19 protein-coding genes are annotated in these 21,426 nt (G+C 53.4%); 12 read left to right on the plus strand and 7 right to left on the minus strand.

Features of this window, described 5'->3' with window-relative positions; translation table 11 throughout:
- Nucleotides 1-102 precede the first annotated feature (102 nt).
- Both polA and spfP read left to right on the plus strand, forming a co-directional pair.
- A complete protein-coding gene (gene polA, locus NQ230_RS00555; protein ID WP_047646929.1) occupies nt 103-2,895 on the plus strand; it encodes a DNA polymerase I in 2,793 nt (930 codons plus the stop codon).
- Between the two features lie 166 nt (nt 2,896-3,061).
- Nucleotides 3,062-3,109: a small protein SpfP gene (gene spfP, locus NQ230_RS23025; protein WP_071892919.1), complete on the plus strand. Its 48-nt coding sequence runs from the start codon at nt 3,062-3,064 to the stop codon at nt 3,107-3,109.
- 97 nt (nt 3,110-3,206) lie between these two features.
- Here spfP and yihA read toward each other — a convergent pair whose 3' ends face one another.
- Nucleotides 3,207-3,836: a ribosome biogenesis GTP-binding protein YihA/YsxC gene (gene yihA / locus NQ230_RS00560; RefSeq protein ID WP_023309768.1), complete on the minus strand. Its 630-nt coding sequence runs from the start codon at nt 3,834-3,836 to the stop codon at nt 3,207-3,209.
- Between the two features lie 577 nt (nt 3,837-4,413).
- Between yihA and yihI the strand changes: the two genes are divergently transcribed.
- Both yihI and hemN read left to right on the plus strand, forming a co-directional pair.
- Nucleotides 4,414-4,935: a Der GTPase-activating protein YihI gene (yihI, locus tag NQ230_RS00565; RefSeq protein ID WP_257259526.1), complete on the plus strand. Its 522-nt coding sequence runs from the start codon at nt 4,414-4,416 to the stop codon at nt 4,933-4,935.
- 188 nt (nt 4,936-5,123) lie between these two features.
- On the plus strand, nt 5,124-6,497 hold the full coding sequence (gene hemN, locus NQ230_RS00570; RefSeq protein ID WP_257259527.1) for an oxygen-independent coproporphyrinogen III oxidase: 1,374 nt from the start codon (nt 5,124-5,126) through the stop codon (nt 6,495-6,497).
- A gap of 72 nt (nt 6,498-6,569) precedes the next feature.
- Here the strand turns inward: hemN and NQ230_RS00575 are convergent, their stop codons facing one another.
- The 4 genes from NQ230_RS00575 to glnA all read right to left on the minus strand — a co-directional run bounded on the left by NQ230_RS00575 (nt 6,570) and on the right by glnA (nt 10,844).
- A complete protein-coding gene (locus NQ230_RS00575) occupies nt 6,570-6,680 on the minus strand; it encodes a YshB family small membrane protein (protein WP_023333898.1) in 111 nt (36 codons plus the stop codon).
- A 111-nt stretch (nt 6,681-6,791) separates the two neighbouring features.
- Nucleotides 6,792-8,204 carry a nitrogen regulation protein NR(I) gene (gene glnG, locus NQ230_RS00580; RefSeq protein WP_023309765.1) on the minus strand — a complete coding sequence of 471 codons (1,413 nt, stop codon included), beginning with the start codon at nt 8,202-8,204 and terminating at the stop codon, nt 6,792-6,794.
- An 11-nt stretch (nt 8,205-8,215) separates the two neighbouring features.
- The gene (gene glnL / locus NQ230_RS00585) at nt 8,216-9,265 is read right to left on the minus strand and encodes a nitrogen regulation protein NR(II) (protein WP_023333897.1); all 1,050 of its coding nucleotides are present in this window, start codon (nt 9,263-9,265) and stop codon (nt 8,216-8,218) included.
- 169 nt (nt 9,266-9,434) lie between these two features.
- Nucleotides 9,435-10,844, minus strand: a complete 1,410-nt coding sequence (gene glnA, locus NQ230_RS00590; RefSeq protein WP_014072406.1) for a glutamate--ammonia ligase — start codon at nt 10,842-10,844, stop codon at nt 9,435-9,437.
- 378 nt (nt 10,845-11,222) lie between these two features.
- Between glnA and typA the strand changes: the two genes are divergently transcribed.
- Complete coding sequence (gene typA, locus NQ230_RS00595; RefSeq protein ID WP_047624623.1) at nt 11,223-13,046, plus strand: ribosome-dependent GTPase TypA; 1,824 nt, start codon at nt 11,223-11,225, stop codon at nt 13,044-13,046.
- A gap of 54 nt (nt 13,047-13,100) precedes the next feature.
- Here the strand turns inward: typA and NQ230_RS00600 are convergent, their stop codons facing one another.
- Together NQ230_RS00600 and NQ230_RS00605 are read right to left on the minus strand one after the other, a co-directional pair.
- Entirely contained in the window at nt 13,101-15,989 is a 2,889-nt protein-coding gene (locus NQ230_RS00600; RefSeq protein WP_257259530.1) for an autotransporter outer membrane beta-barrel domain-containing protein, read from the minus strand.
- Between the two features lie 71 nt (nt 15,990-16,060).
- Nucleotides 16,061-16,678 (minus strand): helix-turn-helix transcriptional regulator, encoded by a 618-nt coding sequence (locus tag NQ230_RS00605; RefSeq protein WP_306671192.1) that lies wholly within the window; start codon nt 16,676-16,678, stop codon nt 16,061-16,063.
- A gap of 102 nt (nt 16,679-16,780) precedes the next feature.
- On the opposite strand from NQ230_RS00605, the gene NQ230_RS00610 reads away from it, so the two are divergent.
- From NQ230_RS00610 to fabY, 7 genes are all read left to right on the plus strand, one after another.
- The gene (locus NQ230_RS00610; protein WP_147429989.1) at nt 16,781-17,155 is read left to right on the plus strand and encodes a hypothetical protein; all 375 of its coding nucleotides are present in this window, start codon (nt 16,781-16,783) and stop codon (nt 17,153-17,155) included.
- Between the two features lie 69 nt (nt 17,156-17,224).
- Entirely contained in the window at nt 17,225-17,968 is a 744-nt protein-coding gene (locus tag NQ230_RS00615; protein ID WP_257259536.1) for a winged helix-turn-helix domain-containing protein, read from the plus strand.
- Entirely contained in the window at nt 17,965-18,435 is a 471-nt protein-coding gene (locus tag NQ230_RS00620) for a hypothetical protein (protein ID WP_257259538.1), read from the plus strand. The genes NQ230_RS00615 and NQ230_RS00620 overlap by 4 nt, the downstream gene beginning before the upstream one ends.
- Nucleotides 18,436-18,523: 88 nt before the next feature.
- Nucleotides 18,524-19,123, plus strand: a complete 600-nt coding sequence (gene yihX, locus NQ230_RS00625) for a glucose-1-phosphatase (RefSeq protein WP_029740331.1) — start codon at nt 18,524-18,526, stop codon at nt 19,121-19,123.
- Complete coding sequence (locus NQ230_RS00630; RefSeq protein ID WP_063144322.1) at nt 19,117-19,998, plus strand: virulence factor BrkB family protein; 882 nt, start codon at nt 19,117-19,119, stop codon at nt 19,996-19,998. The genes yihX and NQ230_RS00630 overlap by 7 nt, the downstream gene beginning before the upstream one ends.
- Nucleotides 19,995-20,432, plus strand: a complete 438-nt coding sequence (dtd, locus tag NQ230_RS00635; protein WP_008501836.1) for a D-aminoacyl-tRNA deacylase — start codon at nt 19,995-19,997, stop codon at nt 20,430-20,432. The genes NQ230_RS00630 and dtd overlap by 4 nt, the downstream gene beginning before the upstream one ends.
- Nucleotides 20,433-20,476: 44 nt before the next feature.
- Nucleotides 20,477-21,418, plus strand: coding sequence for a fatty acid biosynthesis protein FabY (gene fabY / locus NQ230_RS00640; RefSeq protein WP_008501835.1), 942 nt, complete (start codon nt 20,477-20,479; stop codon nt 21,416-21,418).
- Nucleotides 21,419-21,426: the final 8 nt, after the last annotated feature.

A 21,426-nucleotide genomic window follows, 5' to 3' on the forward strand; every position in this document is an offset into this window, starting at 1 on the left:
CTCACGATCGCAAAATCTTTTCCGGTATCAGGCGCTAATAACTGATGTTTTCATCCTTCTGTGGCATCCTTTACCCATAAATTGATTAAAGGCACGGACATTATGGTTCAGATCCCAGAAAACCCTCTTATTCTCGTCGATGGCTCTTCTTACCTGTATCGGGCATACCATGCGTTTCCTCCTCTGACCAATAGCGCAGGGGAACCCACCGGCGCAATGTACGGCGTGCTGAACATGCTGCGCAGCCTGATCCTTCAGTATCAGCCAACCCATGCGGCTGTGGTCTTTGATGCGAAAGGTAAAACTTTCCGCGATGAGCTGTTTGAGCATTACAAATCTCACCGTCCGCCAATGCCTGACGATCTGCGTGCGCAGATTGAGCCGCTGCACACCATGGTAAAAGCGATGGGGCTGCCGCTGCTGGCCGTCTCTGGCGTTGAAGCCGATGACGTCATCGGTACGCTGGCGCGTGAAGCAGAAAAGATGGGGCGTCCGGTACTGATCAGCACCGGTGATAAAGATATGGCGCAGCTGGTGACGCCAGGTATCACCCTGATTAACACCATGACCAACACCATTCTGGGGCCTGAAGAGGTGGTCACAAAGTATGGCGTGCCGCCTGAGCTGATTATCGACTTCCTCGCGTTGATGGGCGACTCCTCGGATAACATCCCGGGTGTCCCTGGCGTCGGTGAAAAAACCGCGCAGGCGCTGCTTCAGGGGCTGGGCGGTCTGGACACGCTGTACGCGGAATCGGATAAAATCGCCGGGCTCTCCTTCCGTGGCGCAAAAACCATGGCCGGAAAACTGGAAGAGAACAAAGAGGTGGCTTATCTCTCCTATAAGCTGGCGACAATCAAAACCGATGTCGAACTGGAGCTGGGTTGTGAGCAGCTTGAAGTGCAACAGCCTTCCGCTGACGATCTGCTGAGCCTGTTTAAGAAATACGAATTCAAGCGCTGGATCACTGACGTGGAAGCCGGTAAATGGCTGCAGGCAAAAGGGGCCAAACCTGCTGCAAAGCCGAAGGAGACGATCGTCGTTGACGCAGAAGAGCAGGCGGAAGAAGAAGCCGTGGCGCTTTCCTTCGACAACTACGAAACCATTCTTGAAGAGTCGCAGCTGATCGCCTGGATCGAGAAACTGAAAAAGGCACCGGTCTTTGCCTTTGATACCGAAACTGACAGTCTCGATAACATCTCAGCCAATATGGTTGGCCTGTCATTTGCGACAGAGCCGGGTATTGCCGCCTACGTTCCTGTGGCGCACGATTACCTGGATGCGCCGGAGCAAATTTCCCGTGAACGCGTGCTTGAGCTGCTGAAGCCGATCCTGGAAGACGAAAAGGCGCTCAAGGTTGGGCAAAACCTCAAGTACGACCGCGGCATTCTGCAAAACTACGGCATTGAACTGCGCGGGATTGCCTTCGACACCATGCTTGAATCCTACATTCTGGACAGCGTCGCGGGCCGTCATGATATGGATTCCTTATCTGACCGCTGGCTGAAGCACAAAACCATCACCTTTGAAGAGATTGCCGGTAAAGGGAAAAATCAGCTCACCTTTAACCAGATTGCTCTTGAAGAGGCGGGGCGCTACGCGGCGGAAGACGCCGATGTCACGCTGCAATTGCACCTGAAGATGTGGCCAAAACTGCAGAAGCATGAAGGACCGCTGAACGTGTTCCAGCATATCGAGATGCCGCTGGTGCCCGTGCTGTCACGCATTGAACGTAACGGCGTGAAAATCGACCCAACGGTGCTGCATAACCACTCCGGGGAGCTGGCGCAGCGCTTGACCGAGCTCGAGCAAAAAGCGCATGAGCTTGCAGGCGAGCCGTTTAACCTCTCTTCACCGAAGCAGCTGCAAACCATTCTGTTTGAAAAGCAGGGCATCAAGCCGCTGAAGAAAACCCCAGGCGGCGCACCGTCAACCTCTGAAGAGGTGCTGGAAGAGCTGGCGCTGGATTACCCGCTGCCAAAAGTGATTCTGCAGTACCGTGGTCTCGCGAAGCTGAAGTCCACCTACACCGACAAGCTCCCGCTGATGATCAACCCTAAAACGGGTCGTGTGCACACGTCGTATCATCAGGCTGTCGCGGCGACCGGTCGTCTCTCATCAACAGATCCTAACCTGCAGAACATCCCGGTACGTAACGAAGAAGGCCGCCGTATTCGCCAGGCTTTCATCGCGCCAGAGGATTATCTGATTGTCTCTGCTGACTACTCGCAAATTGAGCTGCGCATTATGGCGCATCTGTCCCGCGACAAAGGCCTGCTGACCGCGTTTGCCGAAGGGAAGGATATCCACCGGGCAACCGCGGCGGAAGTCTTCGGCCTGCCGCTGGACAGCGTGACCAACGAGCAGCGCCGCAGTGCTAAGGCGATCAACTTCGGCCTGATTTACGGCATGAGTGCATTTGGTCTTTCGCGCCAGCTCAACATTCCGCGTAAAGAGTCGCAGAAGTATATGGATCTCTACTTCGAGCGTTATCCGGGCGTGCTGGAATATATGGAACGCACCCGCGCGCAGGCGAAGGAAAAAGGTTACGTCGAAACCCTGGATGGCCGCCGTCTCTACTTACCGGACATCAAATCCAGCAACGCGGCGCGTCGCGCTGGCGCAGAGCGTGCGGCGATCAACGCCCCGATGCAGGGTACCGCGGCGGACATTATTAAGCGTGCAATGATCGCCGTTGATGCCTGGCTGGAAGAAGAGAAGCCTCGCGTGAAAATGATCATGCAGGTACACGATGAACTGGTATTTGAAGTGCACAAAGACGACCTAGACGCCGTGTCGAAGAAGATCCACGAACTGATGGAAAGCAGCATGACGCTAGACGTGCCGTTGCTGGTGGAAGTGGGAAGTGGCGAAAACTGGGATCAGGCTCACTAACGGTTCTTCGCATAACGCGCTTTTTATGTAAGTTTGCAACATAACAACGCGCGTTTTGTGACGATCATTAGAATTCCCTATGTAAAGAATGAAAAAAAACTACAAAAAGTGCTTTTTCTGCAGCACAAAAAGGGGTAGAGTTATCGACGTAGGGTACAGAGGTAAGATGTTCTATCTTTCAGACCTTTTACTTCACGTAATCGGATTTGGCTGAATATTTTAGCCGCCCCAGTCAGTAATGACTGGGGCGTTTTTTATTGCGGCAAAGAAAAATTCAGGCAAAAAAAACGCGGCCATCGCCGCGCTCGGTATTACTCTTCTTCCGCTTCCGTCGCGGGTTCCAGCTCGCTAAACCAGGTGTCGAGCTTCTGACGCAGCTTGTCCACGCCCTGCTTTTTCAGGGAGGAGAACGGTTCAACCTGCACATCACCGTTGAACGCCAGCACCGCTTCGCGAACCATATTCACCTGCGCTTTGCGCGCGCCGCTTGCCAGCTTATCGGCTTTCGTCAGCAGCACCAGCACGGCGATGTCGCTTGCTACAGCCCAGTCGATCATCTGCTGATCCAGATCTTTCAGGGGATGGCGAATATCCATCAGCACCACCAGACCTTTCAGGCACAGGCGTTTTTCCAGGTATTCACCCAGCGCACGCTGCCACTTGATTTTCATCTCTTCCGGTACCTGCGCGTAACCGTAGCCCGGTAAGTCGACCAGGCGTTTGCCCTCAGCGACTTCAAACAGGTTGATCAGCTGGGTACGGCCAGGTGTTTTTGAGGTACGCGCCAGGCTCTTCTGATTGGTCAGCGTATTCAGGGCGCTGGATTTCCCCGCATTGGAGCGGCCAGCAAATGCCACTTCAATACCGGTATCAGAAGGAAGGTGGCGAATATCGGGCGCACTGGTGACAAAATGCGTCTGTTGGTAGTTCCAGGTAGTCACGTGGTCGTCTCCAAAATCGTAATCTGAAGGGGATTATACCCGAATGCAGGCAAAAGGCTTTTCTGATTGCTATGACCTGTAGGCGAATGCCCCAACCGGTGTGAGAGATCGGCCTGTGATGCTATGGGAGATTTCAGAGAATTCGCAGGCGTCAAAAAAGCCAAACTGTTTTAAATCATAAGCTTATTTCCGGGTAATTGTCTGAAAATCCCTTTTTGTACCGTTTCGTTGCTTGTTAGTTTAACGGAACAAGGTAAAGTGTGCGTCAGGGCGAGGAAGCCAACAGGATATCGACTTAAGGACAAGGGTCAGGAACGCCAGGAGGCGAAGACGCAGGATTGTCAGGATGACCAGCGCCTGGAGGCGTTTTAACAGGAAACGGAACCGTATCACGGACGGTATTTGCCAAGGGATAAACAGGGTTTGTTGTTGGCAAACATGGATTGTCTGACCCGCTAAGGGTTGTGAGTCAGGAAAAAAGGCGACAGATTGCTCTGTCGCCTTTTTTCTTTGCTTGCTTTCTGCTAGATTTCGCCGCAATTCTATACTGAAGAAAACGACTTAAAGATAAAACATCATGAAAAAACCAACCTCCGCTGCGGGCGCGAAACGCCCTGCAAAAGCACGCCGCAAAACGCGCGAAGAACTGAACCAGGAAGCGCGCGATCGTAAACGCGACAAAAAACATCGCGGTCATACTGCGGGTAGCCGTGCCAACGGTGGTGGTGCAGCGGGTGCTTCTGCAAAAGGCAAACAGCAGAAAGACCCTCGTATCGGCAGTAAAACTCCCATTCCACTGGGCGTGACAGACACCCCGGTCACTAAGCAGCACAAACCAAAGAGCGAGAAACCTATGCTTTCACCGCAGGCTGAGCTGGATTTGCTGGAGAACGATGAGCGCCTGGACGCGCTGCTGGAACGTCTTGAAGAGGGTGAAACCCTGACCGCTGAAGAGCAGTCATGGGTGGATGCCAAGCTGGATCGTATCGATGAACTGATGCAGAAGCTGGGCCTGTCATACGACGATGACGAAGATGAAGAAGAAGAAGAAGACGAGAAGCAGGAAGATATGATGCGTCTTCTGAAGGGTGGAAACTAACATTTGCACCCGGCAGGCACGATAGTCCTGCTTATAACCCTTCCGGTTATATGTTATCTGGTGTGGTTATTCGTTAAACTACGGCGGTTGTCGCGGCGAAAGAAGTGGCTGCGCACCCGAGTGATGGCCCGCAACGGGGCCAGAACGGGCCGCCGTATACGAACGCGACACCAACGGAAGGAGTGAGCATGTCAGCACCAACTATCGACTGGGATTTGGCCCTAATCCAGAAATATAACTATTCCGGGCCGCGTTATACGTCATACCCCACCGCGCTGGAGTTCTCCGATGCCTTCGGCGAGGGTGATTTCCAGCAGGCTGTCGCGCGCTATCCTGAGCGTCCGCTGTCGCTCTACGTCCATATTCCGTTCTGCCACAAGCTGTGTTACTTCTGCGGCTGCAATAAAATCGTTACCCGTCAGCAGCATAAAGCCGACCAGTATCTTGATGCGCTCGAACAAGAAATTGTGCATCGCGCACCGCTGTTTGCTGGCCGTCACGTCAGCCAGCTTCACTGGGGCGGCGGTACGCCAACCTATCTGAATAAAGCGCAAATCAGCCGCCTGATGACCCTGCTGCGCGGCAATTTCAGTTTTAACGCCGACGCTGAAATCTCGATCGAAGTCGATCCGCGTGAAATTGAGCTGGATGTACTGGATCACTTACGCGCCGAAGGCTTCAATCGTCTGAGCATGGGCGTGCAGGATTTCAATAAAGAGGTTCAGCGTCTGGTGAACCGCGAGCAGGACGAAGAATTTATCTTCGCCTTACTCAACCACGCGCGTGAGATTGGTTTCACCTCGACCAATATCGACCTGATTTACGGCCTGCCAAAGCAGACGCCGGAGAGCTTCGCCTTCACCCTGAAGCGCGTGGCCGAACTCAACCCGGACCGCCTGAGCGTCTTTAACTATGCGCACCTGCCGACGCTCTTTGCCGCCCAGCGCAAAATCAAAGATGCCGATCTTCCTTCTGCCCAGCAGAAGCTGGATATTCTGCAGGAAACCATCACCTCGCTGACCGAAACCGGCTATCAGTTTATCGGGATGGATCACTTCGCCCGTCCGGATGACGAGTTGGCGATTGCTCAGCGGGAAGGCGTTCTGCACCGCAACTTCCAGGGCTACACGACGCAGGGCGATACCGATTTGCTGGGGATGGGCGTCTCCGCCATCAGTATGATTGGCGACTGTTACGCGCAGAACCAGAAAGAGCTGAAGCGCTACTACCAGCAGGTTGATGAAACGGGCAACGCGCTGTGGCGCGGCATTGCGTTAACGCGCGACGACTGCATCCGTCGTGATGTCATTAAGGTGCTCATCTGCAACTTCCGTCTCGATTTCAGCGACGTTGAGTCGCAGTGGGATCTGCATTTTAGCGATTATTTTGCGGAAGACCTGAAGCTGATTGCACCGCTGGCGAAAGACGGGCTGGTGGATGTGTCAGAGAGCGCGATTGAGGTCACGCCGAAAGGGCGTCTGTTGATTCGTAATATCTGCATGTGCTTTGACGCCTATCTGCGTCAGAAAGCGCGCCTGCAGCAGTTCTCGCGGGTGATTTAAGGCGCATTGCCAAAAGCACGAAACGTAGGCCGGGTAAGGCGAAGCCGCCACCCGGCTTTTACGTTCAACTCGCTAGCTAAACAGCCCAACCAGCGCCGCGCACAACATAGCCGCAACGGCTGTTTGTGGCGTGTGGCTTTCAGCGGCTCCGCTAGAGAGCATATTCACGATTGTTTCCAGCATGATGTTCACCCCCAATTTCCGGGCACGATCATACAAAACTCATCGGAACAGTAAAGCGCAAAATAACGGCAATTTGCGCTCAATTAATAACCTTTACACAGCGGCGTACGATCACTCCATTCCCAGCTCTTTAAGCTTGCGCGTCAGGGTATTACGTCCCCACCCCAACAGGCGAGCGGCTTCCTGCTTATGACCCTGCGTATGACGAAGCGCGGTGGTTAACAGCGTACGCTCCATCTCTGGCTGAGCTTCAGACAGCAGGTTTTGATGACCGGAACGCAGCGCGCGGTCGGCCCACTGTGCCAGCAGCGTCGCCCAGCTGTCCGGCAGCGCGTGCCCGGTACTGCTTTCAGGTGCGGTCGCTTCAAACAGCTCGGCCGGTAAATCCTGAATCAGCACTTCCTGCCCGGCGGCCATTACGGTTAACCAGCGGCAGGTATTTTCCAGCTGACGCACGTTGCCCGGCCACGCCAGACGCGTCAGAGCGGCATCGGTTTCCGGGTGAAGCTGCTTGGCTTCCACACCCAGCTCGCGGGCGGCCACCTGCAGGAAATGGCGTGCCAGGCGGGGAATATCTTCCCGACGCTCACGCAGCGGCGGCAGATGAACGCGGATGACGTTCAGACGGTGGAATAAATCCTCGCGGAATTTTCCTTCCTGCACGCGTTGCTCCAGGTTCTGGTGGGTCGCGGCGATAATACGCACGTCCACCTTCACCGGCGCATAGCCGCCCACGCGATAAAACTGCCCGTCGGCCAGCACGCGCAGCAGGCGGGTCTGGACATCCAGCGGCATATCGCCGATTTCATCCAGGAACAGCGTGCCGCCGTCTGCCTGTTCGAATCGCCCCTGACGAATGGTATTTGCGCCGGTAAATGCCCCTTTTTCATGGCCGAACAGTTCGGACTCAATCAAATCCTTCGGGATCGCCGCCATATTCAGGGCGATGAACGGCGCTTTTGCCCGTGGGCTATGGCGATGCAATGCATGCGCTACAAGCTCTTTACCGGTTCCCGATTCACCGTTAATCAATACGCTAATGGATGAGCGGGACAAACGGCCAATAATGCGAAATACGTCCTGCATCGCCGGCGCTTCGCCGATGATGTCTGTCGTTGGCCCAAAATCGGGTGCGTGGCGCGGCTGTTGCTGTTCCTGATAATGGCTAATCGCACGCTCAACCAGCGCCACCGCTTCGTCGATATCAAACGGTTTGGGCAGGTAATCGAACGCCCCTTGCTGATAGGCGCTTACTGCAGCATCCAGATCGGAGTGCGCGGTCATTATGATGACCGGGAGCATAGGGTGGCGTTGTTTGATCTGCTTTAACAGCGCCAGCCCGTCCATGCCCGGCATACGAATATCCGAAAGCAGAACATCTGGCGTTTTGGTGGTGAGTGCGTCGAGCACTTCGCTGCCGCTCTCAAACGTCGTGCAGCTTAATCCCGCCCCTGTGAGCGCGCGTTCAAGCACCCAACGGATGGAGCTATCGTCATCGACTACCCAGACTATCCCTCGTTGCATAAACGTCACCTTTATTTTTTAATCGGCAGGAAAACCGAAAACTCGGTATGTCCCGGCCAACTGGTAAATTCAATTTTCCCGGAGTGTTGATCGATCAAACTGCGGGCAATGGATAAGCCCAGGCCGGTACCGCCTTCGCGACCGCTTACCATCGGGTAGAACAGGGTATCCTGCAGATGCGATGGAATGCCGGGCCCGTTATCCTCAACGTCAATTCGGGCCGCCAGCCGGTAGCGCACGCCGTGTAACGTGAGCTGGAAGGCGGTGCGGGTGCGTAAAATAATCTCGCCCCCTTCAGGTCCCAGCGCCTGCAGGGCATTACGCACAATATTCAACAGGACCTGCTCAATCTGGTCCGGGTCATGGGCCAGTTCCGGCAGGCTTGGGTCGTAATCACGTACCAGCGTGACGTTCTCCGGCAGCTCCATTGAGACGAGCTTCACCACCCGTTCAGCCACTTTATGGATGCTTTCAGTGACGTGCATTCCCGGCTGCTGTGGCCCAAGAAGACGGTCTACCAGATTCCGCAGACGGTCCGCCTGCTCAATGATGACGTTGGTATACTCCGCCAGCGCGGGGTCGGGCAGCGCCTTGGTCAGAAGCTGCGCCGCGCCGCGTAATCCACCCAGCGGGTTTTTGATTTCATGCGCCAGACCGCGCACCAGGTCACGGGCGGCAATTTGCTGCGCATGCTGAAGCTGTTCCTGGCTCAGTCGACGCTGGTTATCCATCGGCGCCATTTCCAGCAGGATCATCCCATCGGGAAGACGCTGCGCGGTCAGCGACAGAATGTGCGAGCGCCCGTCGATCACCAGCGTCACTTCGTTATCGGTAAACCCCTGGCCAGCCTGCAAACTTTCCTGCATCAGGCCAATATTCAGCGAAAAATAGCTCAGGAGTTCAGGAAGCGGGGTGCCGAACAGTTTACGTGCGCTTTGGGCGAGCAGCTGCTGCGCCGCCGGGTTGGCGTAATGAACGGCCAGCTCGTCATCGACCAGCAAAATGCTGTTAATCAAAGAATTGAGGATCTGCCCAGCATCGGGCAGCGTGCCAGTTGCCATTCAGCAGTCTCCTGGAGTTGTTGCACTGTTTTAGTGCAGTATAGCGTTTTCGGCGTAAAAAGCGCGTGAGATCAGGTTGTTGGTGGAGAAAAAAGCCCATCCGGAGATGGGCTAAAAGTTTCCACGGCAACTACCCCCGGCGCTTATCACGCCGGGTAAAACAACTTTATTAAACGCTGTAGTACAGCTCGAACTCAACCGGATGCGGAGTCATACGTACACGGTCGTTCTCTTCAATACGCAGAGCGATGTAAGCGTCGATCGCTTCATCAGTAAACACACCGCCCGCAGTCAGGAACTCACGGTCTGCGTCCAGCGCCTGCAGGGCTTCTTCCAGAGAACCAGCAACCTGTGGGATCTCTTTAGCTTCTTCTGGCGGCAGGTCGTACAGGTTTTTGTCCATCGCTTCGCCCGGGTGGATCTTGTTCTTGATACCGTCCAGACCGGCCATCAGCAGTGCTGCGAAGCACAGGTATGGGTTAGCCGCTGGATCCGGGAAGCGCACTTCGATACGACGTGCTTTAGGAGAAGCCACCACCGGGATACGGATAGAAGCAGAACGGTTACGTGCAGAGTAGGCCAGCATCACTGGCGCTTCGTAGCCCGGGACCAGACGCTTGTAGGAGTTAGTGGTTGGGTTTGCCAGGGCGTTGATCGCTTTAGCGTGCTTGATAACACCACCGATGTAGTGCAGCGCCTGCTCGGACAGACCGGCATATTTGTCGCCAGAGAACAGGTTGGTCCCGTTCTTGGACAGAGACATGTGGCAGTGCATACCGGAACCGTTATCGCCAAACATTGGTTTTGGCATGAAGGTCGCGGTTTTACCGAAACGGTGCGCAACGTTGTGCACAACGTATTTGTAGATCTGAATCTCATCCGCTTTCTTGGTCATGGTGTTGAAGCGGGTAGCGATTTCGTTCTGGCCAGCGGTCGCCACTTCGTGGTGGTGCGCTTCAACAACCAGGCCCATCTCTTCCATGATCAGACACATGGTAGAACGGATGTCCTGTGAAGAATCGACCGGAGGAACCGGGAAGTAACCGCCTTTCACGCCAGGACGGTGACCTTTGTTACCACCTTCGTATTTGGTGGAAGAGTTCCATGCGCCTTCGATGTCGTCGATAGCCACGTGGGAACCAGAAATTGAAGCGCCGAAACGGATGTCGTCAAACAGGAAGAACTCTGGCTCTGGCCCGAACAGAACGGTGTCCGCGATGCCGGTAGAACGCAGGTACTCTTCAGCACGTTTTGCGATAGAACGTGGGTCGCGGTCGTAGCCCTGCAGCGTGCCTGGCTCGAGGATGTCGCAACGGATGATCAGGGTTGGTTCTTCGAAGAACGGGTCAATGAGCGCAGTAGTCGCGTCCGGCATCAGAACCATGTCGGATTCGTTAATGCCTTTCCAGCCACCAATGGAGGAGCCGTCAAACATTTTGCCTTCTTCAAAGAATTCGGCGTTCACCTGATGAGCAGGGATTGTGACGTGCTGTTCTTTACCTTTGGTATCGGTGAAGCGCAGATCAACAAACTTCACTTCATGTTCGTTCAGCATCGTCAAAACGTGTTCAGCGGACATACTTAACTCTCCAGATTGGTCATTGTCGTCGTGGTAACGAGGTCTTCAATTTCTGTTTGTACTGGCTGTTGCCATGTATTTTTTATAAAGCGAAATCTGTGCCAACTTTTAAAACACCCCAAAAAGGCGTTATCATGCGCACCATAGTGCAAAAGGGCTGCACCACGATGGATTTGTTGCACCAGTATAGTGCTTCAATGTGAACATTGAGCACCATATTGGTGCAATTTACGTTAAAGTGCCCTTTTACCGCTCCGTGAAAGCGATCACAAAGCATCTCTGCAATACTTGTTTGCGGGGGATGTTTGTGATCCTGTTTTGTAGTGCGATTAATCCGTGTACAATAACGCGCTATTTCTAAATGCCTGAGGCAAAGTTGTGATCGAAAATTTGCGTAACATCGCCATCATCGCGCACGTAGACCATGGTAAAACTACCCTGGTTGACAAGCTGCTGCAGCAATCCGGTACGTTTGATGCGCGTGCCGAAACCCAAGAACGCGTGATGGACTCCAACGATTTGGAGAAAGAGCGTGGGATTACTATCCTCGCGAAAAACACCGCGATTAAATGGAATGACTACCGTATCAACATCGTTGATACCCCAGGGCACGCCGACTTCGGTGGTGAAGTTGAACGTGTAATGTCCATGGTAGACTCCGTTCTGCTGGTCGTTGACGCAATGGATGGCCCAATGCCACAGACGCGCTTCGTGACCAAAAAAGCTTTTGCCCATGGTCTGAAGCCAATCGTTGTTATCAACAAAGTTGACCGCCCTGGCGCGCGTCCTGACTGGGTTGTCGACCAGGTCTTCGACCTGTTCGTTAACCTCGACGCGACCGACGAGCAGCTGGACTTCCCTATCGTTTACGCCTCTGCGCTGAACGGTATCGCAGGTCTGGACCACGAAGACATGGCTGAAGACATGACCCCGCTGTATCAGGCGATTGTTGACCGTGTTCCTGCGCCAAACGTCGATCTCGACGGCACCCTGCAGATGCAGATCTCTCAGCTCGACTACAACAACTACGTTGGCGTAATCGGCATTGGTCGTATCAAGCGCGGTAAAGTGAAGCCTAACCAGCAGGTTACTATCATCGATAGCGAAGGCAAAACCCGTAACGGTAAAGTCGGTAAAGTACTGACTCACCTGGGTCTTGAGCGTATCGAGAGCGACATCGCTGAAGCAGGCGACATCATCGCTATCACCGGTCTGGGTGAACTGAACATCTCCGACACCATCTGCGATCCGCAGAACGTCGAAGCACTGCCAGCCCTGTCCGTTGATGAACCAACCGTATCCATGTTCTTCAACGTCAACACCTCTCCGTTCTGTGGTAAAGAAGGTAAGTTCGTTACCTCTCGTCAGATCCTTGACCGTCTGAACAAAGAGCTGGTGCACAACGTTGCGCTGCGCGTTGAAGAAACCGAAGACGCTGATGCATTCCGCGTTTCGGGTCGTGGTGAGCTGCACCTGTCTGTTCTGATCGAAAACATGCGTCGTGAAGGTTTCGAAATGGCGGTTTCCCGTCCGAAAGTAATCTTCCGCGAAATCGATGGCCGTAAACAAGAGCCGTTCGAAAACGTAACGCTGGACGTTGAAGAGCAGCACCAGGGTTCTGTGATGCAGGCACTGGGTGAGCGTAAAGGCGACCTGAAAAACATGAATCCAGATGGCAAAGGCCGCGTACGTCTTGACTACGTGATCCCAAGCCGTGGTCTGATCGGCTTCCGTTCAGAGTTCATGACCATGACCTCCGGTACCGGTCTGCTGTACTCCACCTTCAGCCACTACGACGACGTTCGTCCGGGCGAAGTGGGCCAGCGTAACAACGGCGTGCTGATCTCCAACGGTCAGGGTAAAGCGGTTGCGTTTGCGCTGTTCGGTCTGCAGGATCGCGGTAAGCTGTTCCTGGGTCACGGTGCTGAAGTTTATGAAGGCCAGATCATCGGTATTCACAGTCGTTCTAACGACCTGACCGTAAACTGCCTGACCGGTAAGAAACTGACCAACATGCGTGCGTCCGGTACTGACGAAGCAACGGTTCTGGTTCCACCGATCAAGATGACTCTGGAGCAGGCTCTGGAATTCATCGATGATGACGAACTGGTAGAAGTGACTCCACAGTCAATTCGTATCCGTAAACGTCACCTGACCGAGAACGATCGTAAACGTGCTATGCGCGGTGCGAAAGAAGAGTAATACGGTCAATCCGTAGTAAAAAAAGCCGCTGAGAAATCAGCGGCTTTTTTGTTGTTATTTGAAGCTGTATTTCACCCCCAGCATCCCCTGGGTATCGCTGTAGCCTTTGTCGCCCATCTGCTGAGCCACGTTGCCCCATACGCTAAGCTGCGGCGTAATCTGTCCCTCTACACCTGTCTTAAGTTCACCGATATTGCGAGTACCGCGCATTTCATTGCTGACGTCATCCATGCGGATGCGCGTGGTCTGGGTATTGTGGATCCAGTTCGCCTCGATAAACGGCTGGAAGGTGCGGGATTTACCGTCGTCAATCGCGTTATGTCCGCTGATATAGGCCTTCACGCCGAGACGTGTCATCAGGTTCCCCTGAGTCTCGTCTTTCACCCGCGTGCCGTTGCGCTCGCGATGGTCGTCAGCCTGCACGTCCATCCAAACGGCCTGCGCCTTCGGCTGGAGCCAGTAGCTGTTGCGGCCGCTTTCACCCACCTTAACGCTATAGCCAGCTTCTACAGAGGCGGTTACGCCGCTGGAGCGATAACGCTCAGTCGCCTGATCCTGCCCCATCACCTTATTGTCGAACCAGTTATACAGCATCCAGCTATCAACGTAGGTACCACTTTTATCCGCGTCGTTTGCGTACCAGGTACCGTACAGGCCGACGCTATAGCCATTCACTTCGCCACGCGAGTGGTATCCGGTCAGGCTGGAAGCACTCCGACTCTGGCTGTTGCCGTAGCCCGCCATCAGGCCGAGATGCCACCGATCCAGGCCATCTGTGCTCCACTGGGCTACATCACCACCCAGCTGCAGCACGTAGCGATTGGCGGTCGTTTTTAACTGGCCGCTGCCGTCTCTGAAACGCGTATGGCCGCCGACGTTACGCATCCACAGGCTCGTTACTTTTTCCTCGCCGGTGAGCATGTCGGTGTACTGCGTTTCACCCAGACGGTCGTGCAGGCGGGTCATAAACAGCGTATTTGCCGCATAGCTGTTCGCCTGATAGCTACCAAATTCCGGGCGATACTGATGCTCGCTTTTCGGTGGTGCAGCAGGGGGAACCGGTTCCTGCGGCGGAATCACCGGATCGACGGGTGGATCTACCGGGTCGACAGGCGGGTCCACAGGGTCAACAGGTGGGTTTACGGGATCCACCGGTGGGTCCACAGGGTCAACCGGTGGGTCAACGGGCTCAACCAGGCTGGTCAGAAACCAGTTTTTCCCTTTTTGCACAACGTTATAGTCATAGCCTCCCGCCACGATACGGCTGGCCTTCTCAAACGTTCCGTCAGAGTTGCCGCCCACGCTGACAATTTCAATCCCTTCTACGGTTTGTGCGCCAGTACCGCCAATGTTATTCACTTCCACCCCGGTATGACCGGAGGTGTTGCCTTCAACGATCAGTTTGTCCGTTTCCGAGGTATCGTCAAACAGCACGGTATTGAAAACCAGCTTGCCGCCGTTGCCGATAAAATCGTCGCTGATGGTCAGGGTTTGCCACGCCGCATCCTCAGCATGCTGGAAGTTAATCGTGCCGCCCGCATTCAGCGTCAGGCTGGTCAGCGTCGAGCTGTCGCGCATATTCCACACGGCATCATTCATCGTAAGCGCGATTGTCCCGGTACCGTTGGCGTTGCTCTCAATATAAGACGCCCCGTTCCAGAGTGAGTTGTCATCCATATTCAGCGTAATGGTACTGTTTTGAGTCGGAAGCGTGCTGGTGGCCGCGACGCCGCCTGCGGAGAGGATATCGCCGTTGAGGACGAATTTTCCGCCCGCAGAGGCATCAATCACGCCACCGTTGCCGGCGTTCAGGGCATAGCTTCCGCTGTCGCGCTGGCCTGCGGTGGTAATGGTTGCGCCACCCTCGAGCGTTATCACGCCGCGTGACCAGGCATACATCCCGTGCGGCGCCTGCGCGGAGCTGCTGGTTTTCTCGCTGCTGTTGACCGCAATGATGACGTTATCTCCAAGATTCACCGCGCCTGTGTACGCATAGACGCCATGCGCGCTGGCTCCGTTGGTGGTGATGGTCGCGCCCTCATCAAGGGTGATGGTTGACGAACCGGTAGAATAAACCCCGGAGGCGCTGGCCGCGTCGGTAGTTATCGCCGCTTTTTTTCCCAGCTCAATTTTGGATGCGGAACCTGCATACAGGCCGTAGGCCGATGTGCCGTACGTTTCGATGGCGGCCTCATTCCCCAGACGAACGTATGAGCCGCTCTGGTTGGTACGAATCCCCTCGGCGTAGGTACCACGCGTTACAATATGCGCACGATCGCCGACGATAACGTTATTTTTTGCCTTTGACGCATCGTTTAGTGCATTGGCGCTGATCCCTCGACCGGTACTGCCGGTGGTTTCGATATAGAGATCGTCACCCACATAAATATTGGCGGAGCCGAGAGAGCCCTGGCTGAAGGAGCTATATCCGGCATTGATGCCGTCACCGCTTTGGCCATTGACGTAAATATGGGTGCGGTCGCCGGTAATGATAAACACCGGGTTGTCCGGCGTGTTCATACCATGGGTGCGAATGCCGTCCACGTCTTTACCATTATTGGCGGCCACTTTTGACTGGGTGCGAATAGTGAGATCGTCACCAAATATCACCCCCGGGCTGCCGGACGTGGAGTTCTGAATAACGGTGACCGAATGCTCAAAGGCTTCCGCCCCTGGTCCTTCGAGGGTGATCCCATCTCCGTAGATCGGGATATTACCCGCGCTGTACTGGTAGACATAGTTAGGATCGCCGGTATTTTTGCTAAAGTTCGCGTTTGCCGTTGCAGGAATCAACGCCTGTATTTCTGCAGGCAAATCCGTTACTGCTCCGGAGGCAGGTAAATTAGCAAAATCTATTACCGCCGCATGTGCGGTAAATAGCGCTGACGATAACGCCAGAGAAATCGCCGCGGCGACTGGTGAGTGTTTCATTAAATATGGCATAGATAGCCCCTTTCTTTCAGGCGTAGAACATCCTCCACAGCATTAAATGTGGGTATGTTAAGTGGTTGAAATTACAAAATAGAAACGAGAATTTTATGAATGCTGGTACCTAACTTCCTCTCAAGTCGTATTTTATGAACATAAATTTTTTTAACATCAATGCTGTCTGTTTTTATAATCTCCTGGAGGCACGCTCCTGATAAAAATCGGTTAAGTAAAGTGAATTCGACGGTATTCAACGTACTTCCTCGTCTGCTATTCACCCTTCTACCGGAGAAAAGATGGTTAATTTTTTCCTGTAATATAACGTCCTTATCATCCGAATAAATAACGCCCTTTATTTCACTGCGGTGATTGAATAAATAATTAGCTAGCGCCTCCAGCCTGCGGTCCGTGATAATCACGATGTTCATGTTGGTTATCGCCAGACGTTCAATCCATTGCGGATCGGCAAGTACGCGCAGGTTGTACATCGAAAAATCCACAAAAATAAATCCACGTGATAAGTGATTCTTGTTCCCGTGCAATATTTTATTTTCAACTGCAGTCTGCAGGAAATGGTTACCAACCGGCCAAACCGCGAACGAGGCGTTGCCACAGTATTGTGATCGTACTGCGTTATCTGGATATAACTGACAGGACAATTCACAGCTTATACAGCGGACAACCTTTTGCGACGATGTTATCATCCAGTCCACTCCTGTCTTATTTTCATAGTCAATATTTCACTGCCGCTCAAATGTGTCAATCTTGAAACATATTTGGTGAACCTGCCTTATTTACGAAAAACAATGGCAGGGAATATAAATTCCTGGTGGTCTCTATTCCGTCAGGCCGTCGTCAAAGCGAAAGAACATCAGCTGGCAGAAGAAACCAGGAATATTCATCAATCCTTTAAGATTATTCGACGAAAAAAAGTCGAAAAGGAGATTCACGAAATAGCACTAATAGCTAAAAATTCGTTTCTTAAATCTGCCGTTACGTCAGTCTTTTCTCTGGTTGCGGCTCAATATAATTATTTGACCTGGCGAAGTGTAATGAAATCTCATTATGTCGTTTTAGATGAGGTAAGCCTAAGAAAAGCGGCTTGTAACAGATTGAAAAATAATACGTTGTTTTTAATCTTAGGTGGGGTGGTATCGCGTCCTAATCCATCTGACCTATAATGTTGTTAAATATACGAATATGTTTTTAGCGTATAAAGTTAAGCATTGTTATTGCAGAGGAAAGGAAAATTGTATCTCATTAACAAGTTGGTCGAGTATGATCCAGAAAACAAAACGCTGGCGAATCATATTACCGGGCGCTCGATACAATTGCAGCTTCCTGCCAATCTCTGTTTTCTTTATCTCGTCACTCATCCTGGGGAAATTATTTCGCAAAACCAGTTAATGGTGGTGGGGTGGGGGGAGCGCAATGACGTCACCACACCGAATACCTTTTATCAGGCCATTTTGACATTACGCAATGCTCTGGCTGAGGTGGGGTTACCGCGCGATACGGTAAAAACGATTTCTCGCCGCGGGCTGATGCTTTCCGAAGCCACTCAGGTTGAAGTATTTAGCCCAACCGCTGAGCTGACAATCGTCAATAAAGACGTGGCAATAGCCGAAAGCACCGCGAGGCAGAAGCCGGCCTGGCTGATAATTACCACCGCGACGCTTTTGCTGATCGCGCTTATCAATGGGGTGATATTATATAAAAACCACCAGAACATGCCGTTTAGTCACTTTATTCCACTTTCAACGGGCAGCACGACCAGCGCCTGCCAGCTTTTTTATGCGCCTAATGAACATATTCAGGATCATTACTTGACTCTGTTAAAAAACAATCCCGGTCTGTGCGCCGAAAAACGATACGTTTTTCTCATCGGCTATAGTAAAACGGAGCGGATCGCGGCGTTTGTCTGTAATAACGATGCGCGACGGGACTCGGCAGCATTATGTACCACGCATTATTTTTGGGCGCATGAGCAATGAAAACACTCCGGAACCGTATTATTTTGCTGGTGGCGTTTCTGATGGCCGCTATCACCAGCAGCTGGTTAGCGTATTCGCATTTTTCGAGTACGCCGATACGCTGTACGGGAGATGTGGAATGGACGATTGGTAAAAACCGATTTGTGGGTACGGTGTCCTGGCGGATGCAGCATCGGGAGGGGTCTACCGTCATTAATGGTAAATTATTTGGTCAGACGGTTTCTGAAGTTAACCGGACCATCTATTTTCACTACAGCTATCATCAGAGCGCGCGCGTATTAAATAACGATCGGATTGTTAAAACCTTCGCCGATGATGCGGATGAGGTTGATATCAACGCCACGCTGCCGGGTTTTTATCGTACGCCGGGAAGAGAGCTGAGCCTGATGATCGATGAGTATCGCGGGGCCTGGCTTTTCGCCGCGTCAAACGTCCCTTCACTTTACTGTCGTAAAAACGCGCCGTAGAAATCGATCGCACACCTTAGACAGCACGCATAGTCAAATCTCTCTATTCCCGCTACAGTTACTTCTCCACGGCGAGCAGGAGATAACCATGCTTTATATCTTTGATTTAGGAAACGTAATCGTCGATATCGATTTTAATCGCGTGCTGGGTGCATGGAGCGACTTTAGCCGCGTTCCGCTGGCGACACTGAAGCAGAATTTCGCGATGGGCGAGACCTTCCATCAGCATGAACGCGGCGAGATTAGCGATGAAGAGTTCGCTGAACGCTTCTGTCAGGAGATGGATCTCCCGTTAAGCTACGAGCAGTTTTCACACGGCTGGCAGGCAGTATTTGTCGCCATCCGGCCTGAAGCGATCGACATCATGCATAAGCTTCGCGAGCAGGGCCATCGGGTCGTCGTGTTGTCAAATACCAACCGTCTGCACACCACGTTCTGGCCTGAGGAATACCCTGAAGTTAAGGCGGCAGCCGATAAGATCTACCTTTCGCAGGAGATGGGGATGCGTAAGCCTGAAGCGCGAATTTATCAGGCTGTTCTGCAGTCAGAGGGATTCACCGCGGCCGATGCGGTCTTTTTCGACGACAACGCCGATAATATAGAGGGAGCTAACCAGTTGGGTATTACGTCAATTCTGGTGACCGGAAAAGAGACGATACCAAACTACTTCGCGAAACAGCTATGCTAAAAACCGTTCATCAAAAAGCCACGCATCATACTCGCCCGCTGAGGGCCTGGCTGAAACTGCTCTGGCACCGTATTGATGAGGACAACATGACCACGCTGGCGGGTAACCTCGCCTACGTGTCGTTACTCTCATTAGTGCCGCTGGTGGCGGTCATCTTTGCCCTGTTTTCCGCCTTTCCGATGTTTGCGGACGTCAGCCTGCAGCTTCGTCATTTTGTCTTCGCGAATTTCATTCCTGCAACCGGGGATGTCATCCAGAACTACATTGAGCAGTTTGTCGCCAATTCCAGCAAGATGACGGCAGTGGGGGCATGCGGTCTTATCGTCACTGCGCTGCTGTTGATGTATGCCATCGATAACGCGCTGAACACGATCTGGCGGAGTAAAAAAGCGCGGCCAAAAGTGTATTCCTTTGCCGTGTACTGGATGATCCTCACGCTGGGGCCGCTGCTGGCCGGGGCGAGCCTGGCGATCAGTTCGTATCTCCTTTCCTTGCGCTGGGCGAGTGATCTCAACGGCGCTATCGATAATGCGCTTCGCATCTTTCCGTTGATCCTGTCGTGGCTCTCGTTCTGGCTGCTCTATAGCGTCGTGCCGACCACGCGCGTGCCTAACCGCGATGCGGTTGTGGGGGCGCTGGTGGCGGCGCTGCTTTTTGAGCTCGGTAAAAAAGGGTTTGCCCTCTACATCACCATGTTCCCGTCTTATCAGCTAATTTACGGCGTGCTGGCGGTGATCCCCATTTTGTTTGTATGGGTCTACTGGACCTGGTGTATCGTCTTGCTTGGTGCCGAAATAACTGTCACTCTCGGTGTATACCGCGAACTGAAAAAAGCAGCAGAAGCTGAAAAACAACAAGAAGCAGACCAACCATGATTGCATTGATACAGCGCGTAACCCGTGCCAGCGTCACCGTGGAGGGAGAGGTGACGGGTGAAATTGGCCCAGGACTTTTGGTGTTGTTAGGTGTCGAAAAGGATGACGACGAACAAAAAGCCAACCGCTTGTGTGAGCGCGTGCTGGGCTACCGTATTTTCAGCGATGCGGAAGGCAAGATGAACCTGAACGTCCAGCAGGCGGGCGGCAGCGTGCTGGTGGTTTCCCAGTTTACGCTGGCAGCGGATACCGAGCGCGGCATGCGCCCGAGCTTCTCCAAAGGCGCCGCGCCGGATCGTGCAGAAGCACTTTACGAGTACTTTGTTGAGCGTTGTCGCCAGCAGGAAATGAATACGCAAACCGGACGATTCGCTGCAGATATGCAGGTTTCGCTGGTGAACGATGGCCCCGTCACATTCTGGCTCCAGGTATGAGCCAACTGGCGGCGTGGCCGCGGGTAACAAGAGAGAGTACAGCTATGTATCACCTTCGAGTACCGCAAACGGAAGAAGAGTTAGACGCTTATTACCAGTTCCGCTGGGAAATGCTGCGCAAGCCACTGCATCAGCCAAAAGGCTCTGAACGCGATGCCTGGGACGCGATGGCCCACCATCAGATGGTGATGGACGAAGAGGGTAACCTCGTCGCCGTTGGGCGCTTGTATATCAACGCCGATAACGAAGCGTCTATTCGCTTTATGGCGGTTCATCCCTCCGTGCAGGACAAAGGACTGGGGACGCTAATGGCGATGACCCTTGAGTCCGTTGCCCGTCAGGAAGGCGTTAAGCGCGTCACCTGTAGCGCCCGCGAAGATGCCGTAGAATTCTTCGCCAAACTTGGTTTTGTAAATCAGGGGGAGATCACGACCCCGCAAACCACGCCGATTCGTCATTTTTTGATGATCAAACCCATCGCCACGCTGGATGATATTCTTCATCGCGCCGACTGGTGTGGTCAGCTGCAGCAGGCCTGGTATCAGCACATTCCGCTCAGTGAAAAAATGGGCGTGCGCATTCAGCAGTACACCGGACAAAAATTTATTACCACCATGCCGGAAACCGGCAATCAGAACCCGCACCACACCCTGTTTGCCGGAAGTCTTTTCTCGCTGGCCACGCTCACCGGCTGGGGGCTTATCTGGCTGATGCTGCGCGAGCGCCATCTGGGCGGCACCATCATTCTGGCCGATGCCCACATTCGCTATAGCGCACCGATAAGCGGCAAGCCGACCGCCGTGGCCGATCTGGGGTCACTGGGTGGCGATCTTGATCGTCTGGCACGCGGTCGCAAAGCGCGCGTACAAATGCAGGTCGAACTGTTTGGCGATAAAACACCGGGTGCGGTGTTTGAAGGCACCTACATTGTTCTTCCGGCGAAGCCTTTTGGAGCGTATGAAGAGGGTGGGAACGAGGAGGAGTAATCGCCTGT

Source organism: Enterobacter asburiae, assembly GCF_024599655.1.
GTDB classification, from domain to species: domain Bacteria; phylum Pseudomonadota; class Gammaproteobacteria; order Enterobacterales; family Enterobacteriaceae; genus Enterobacter; species Enterobacter asburiae_D.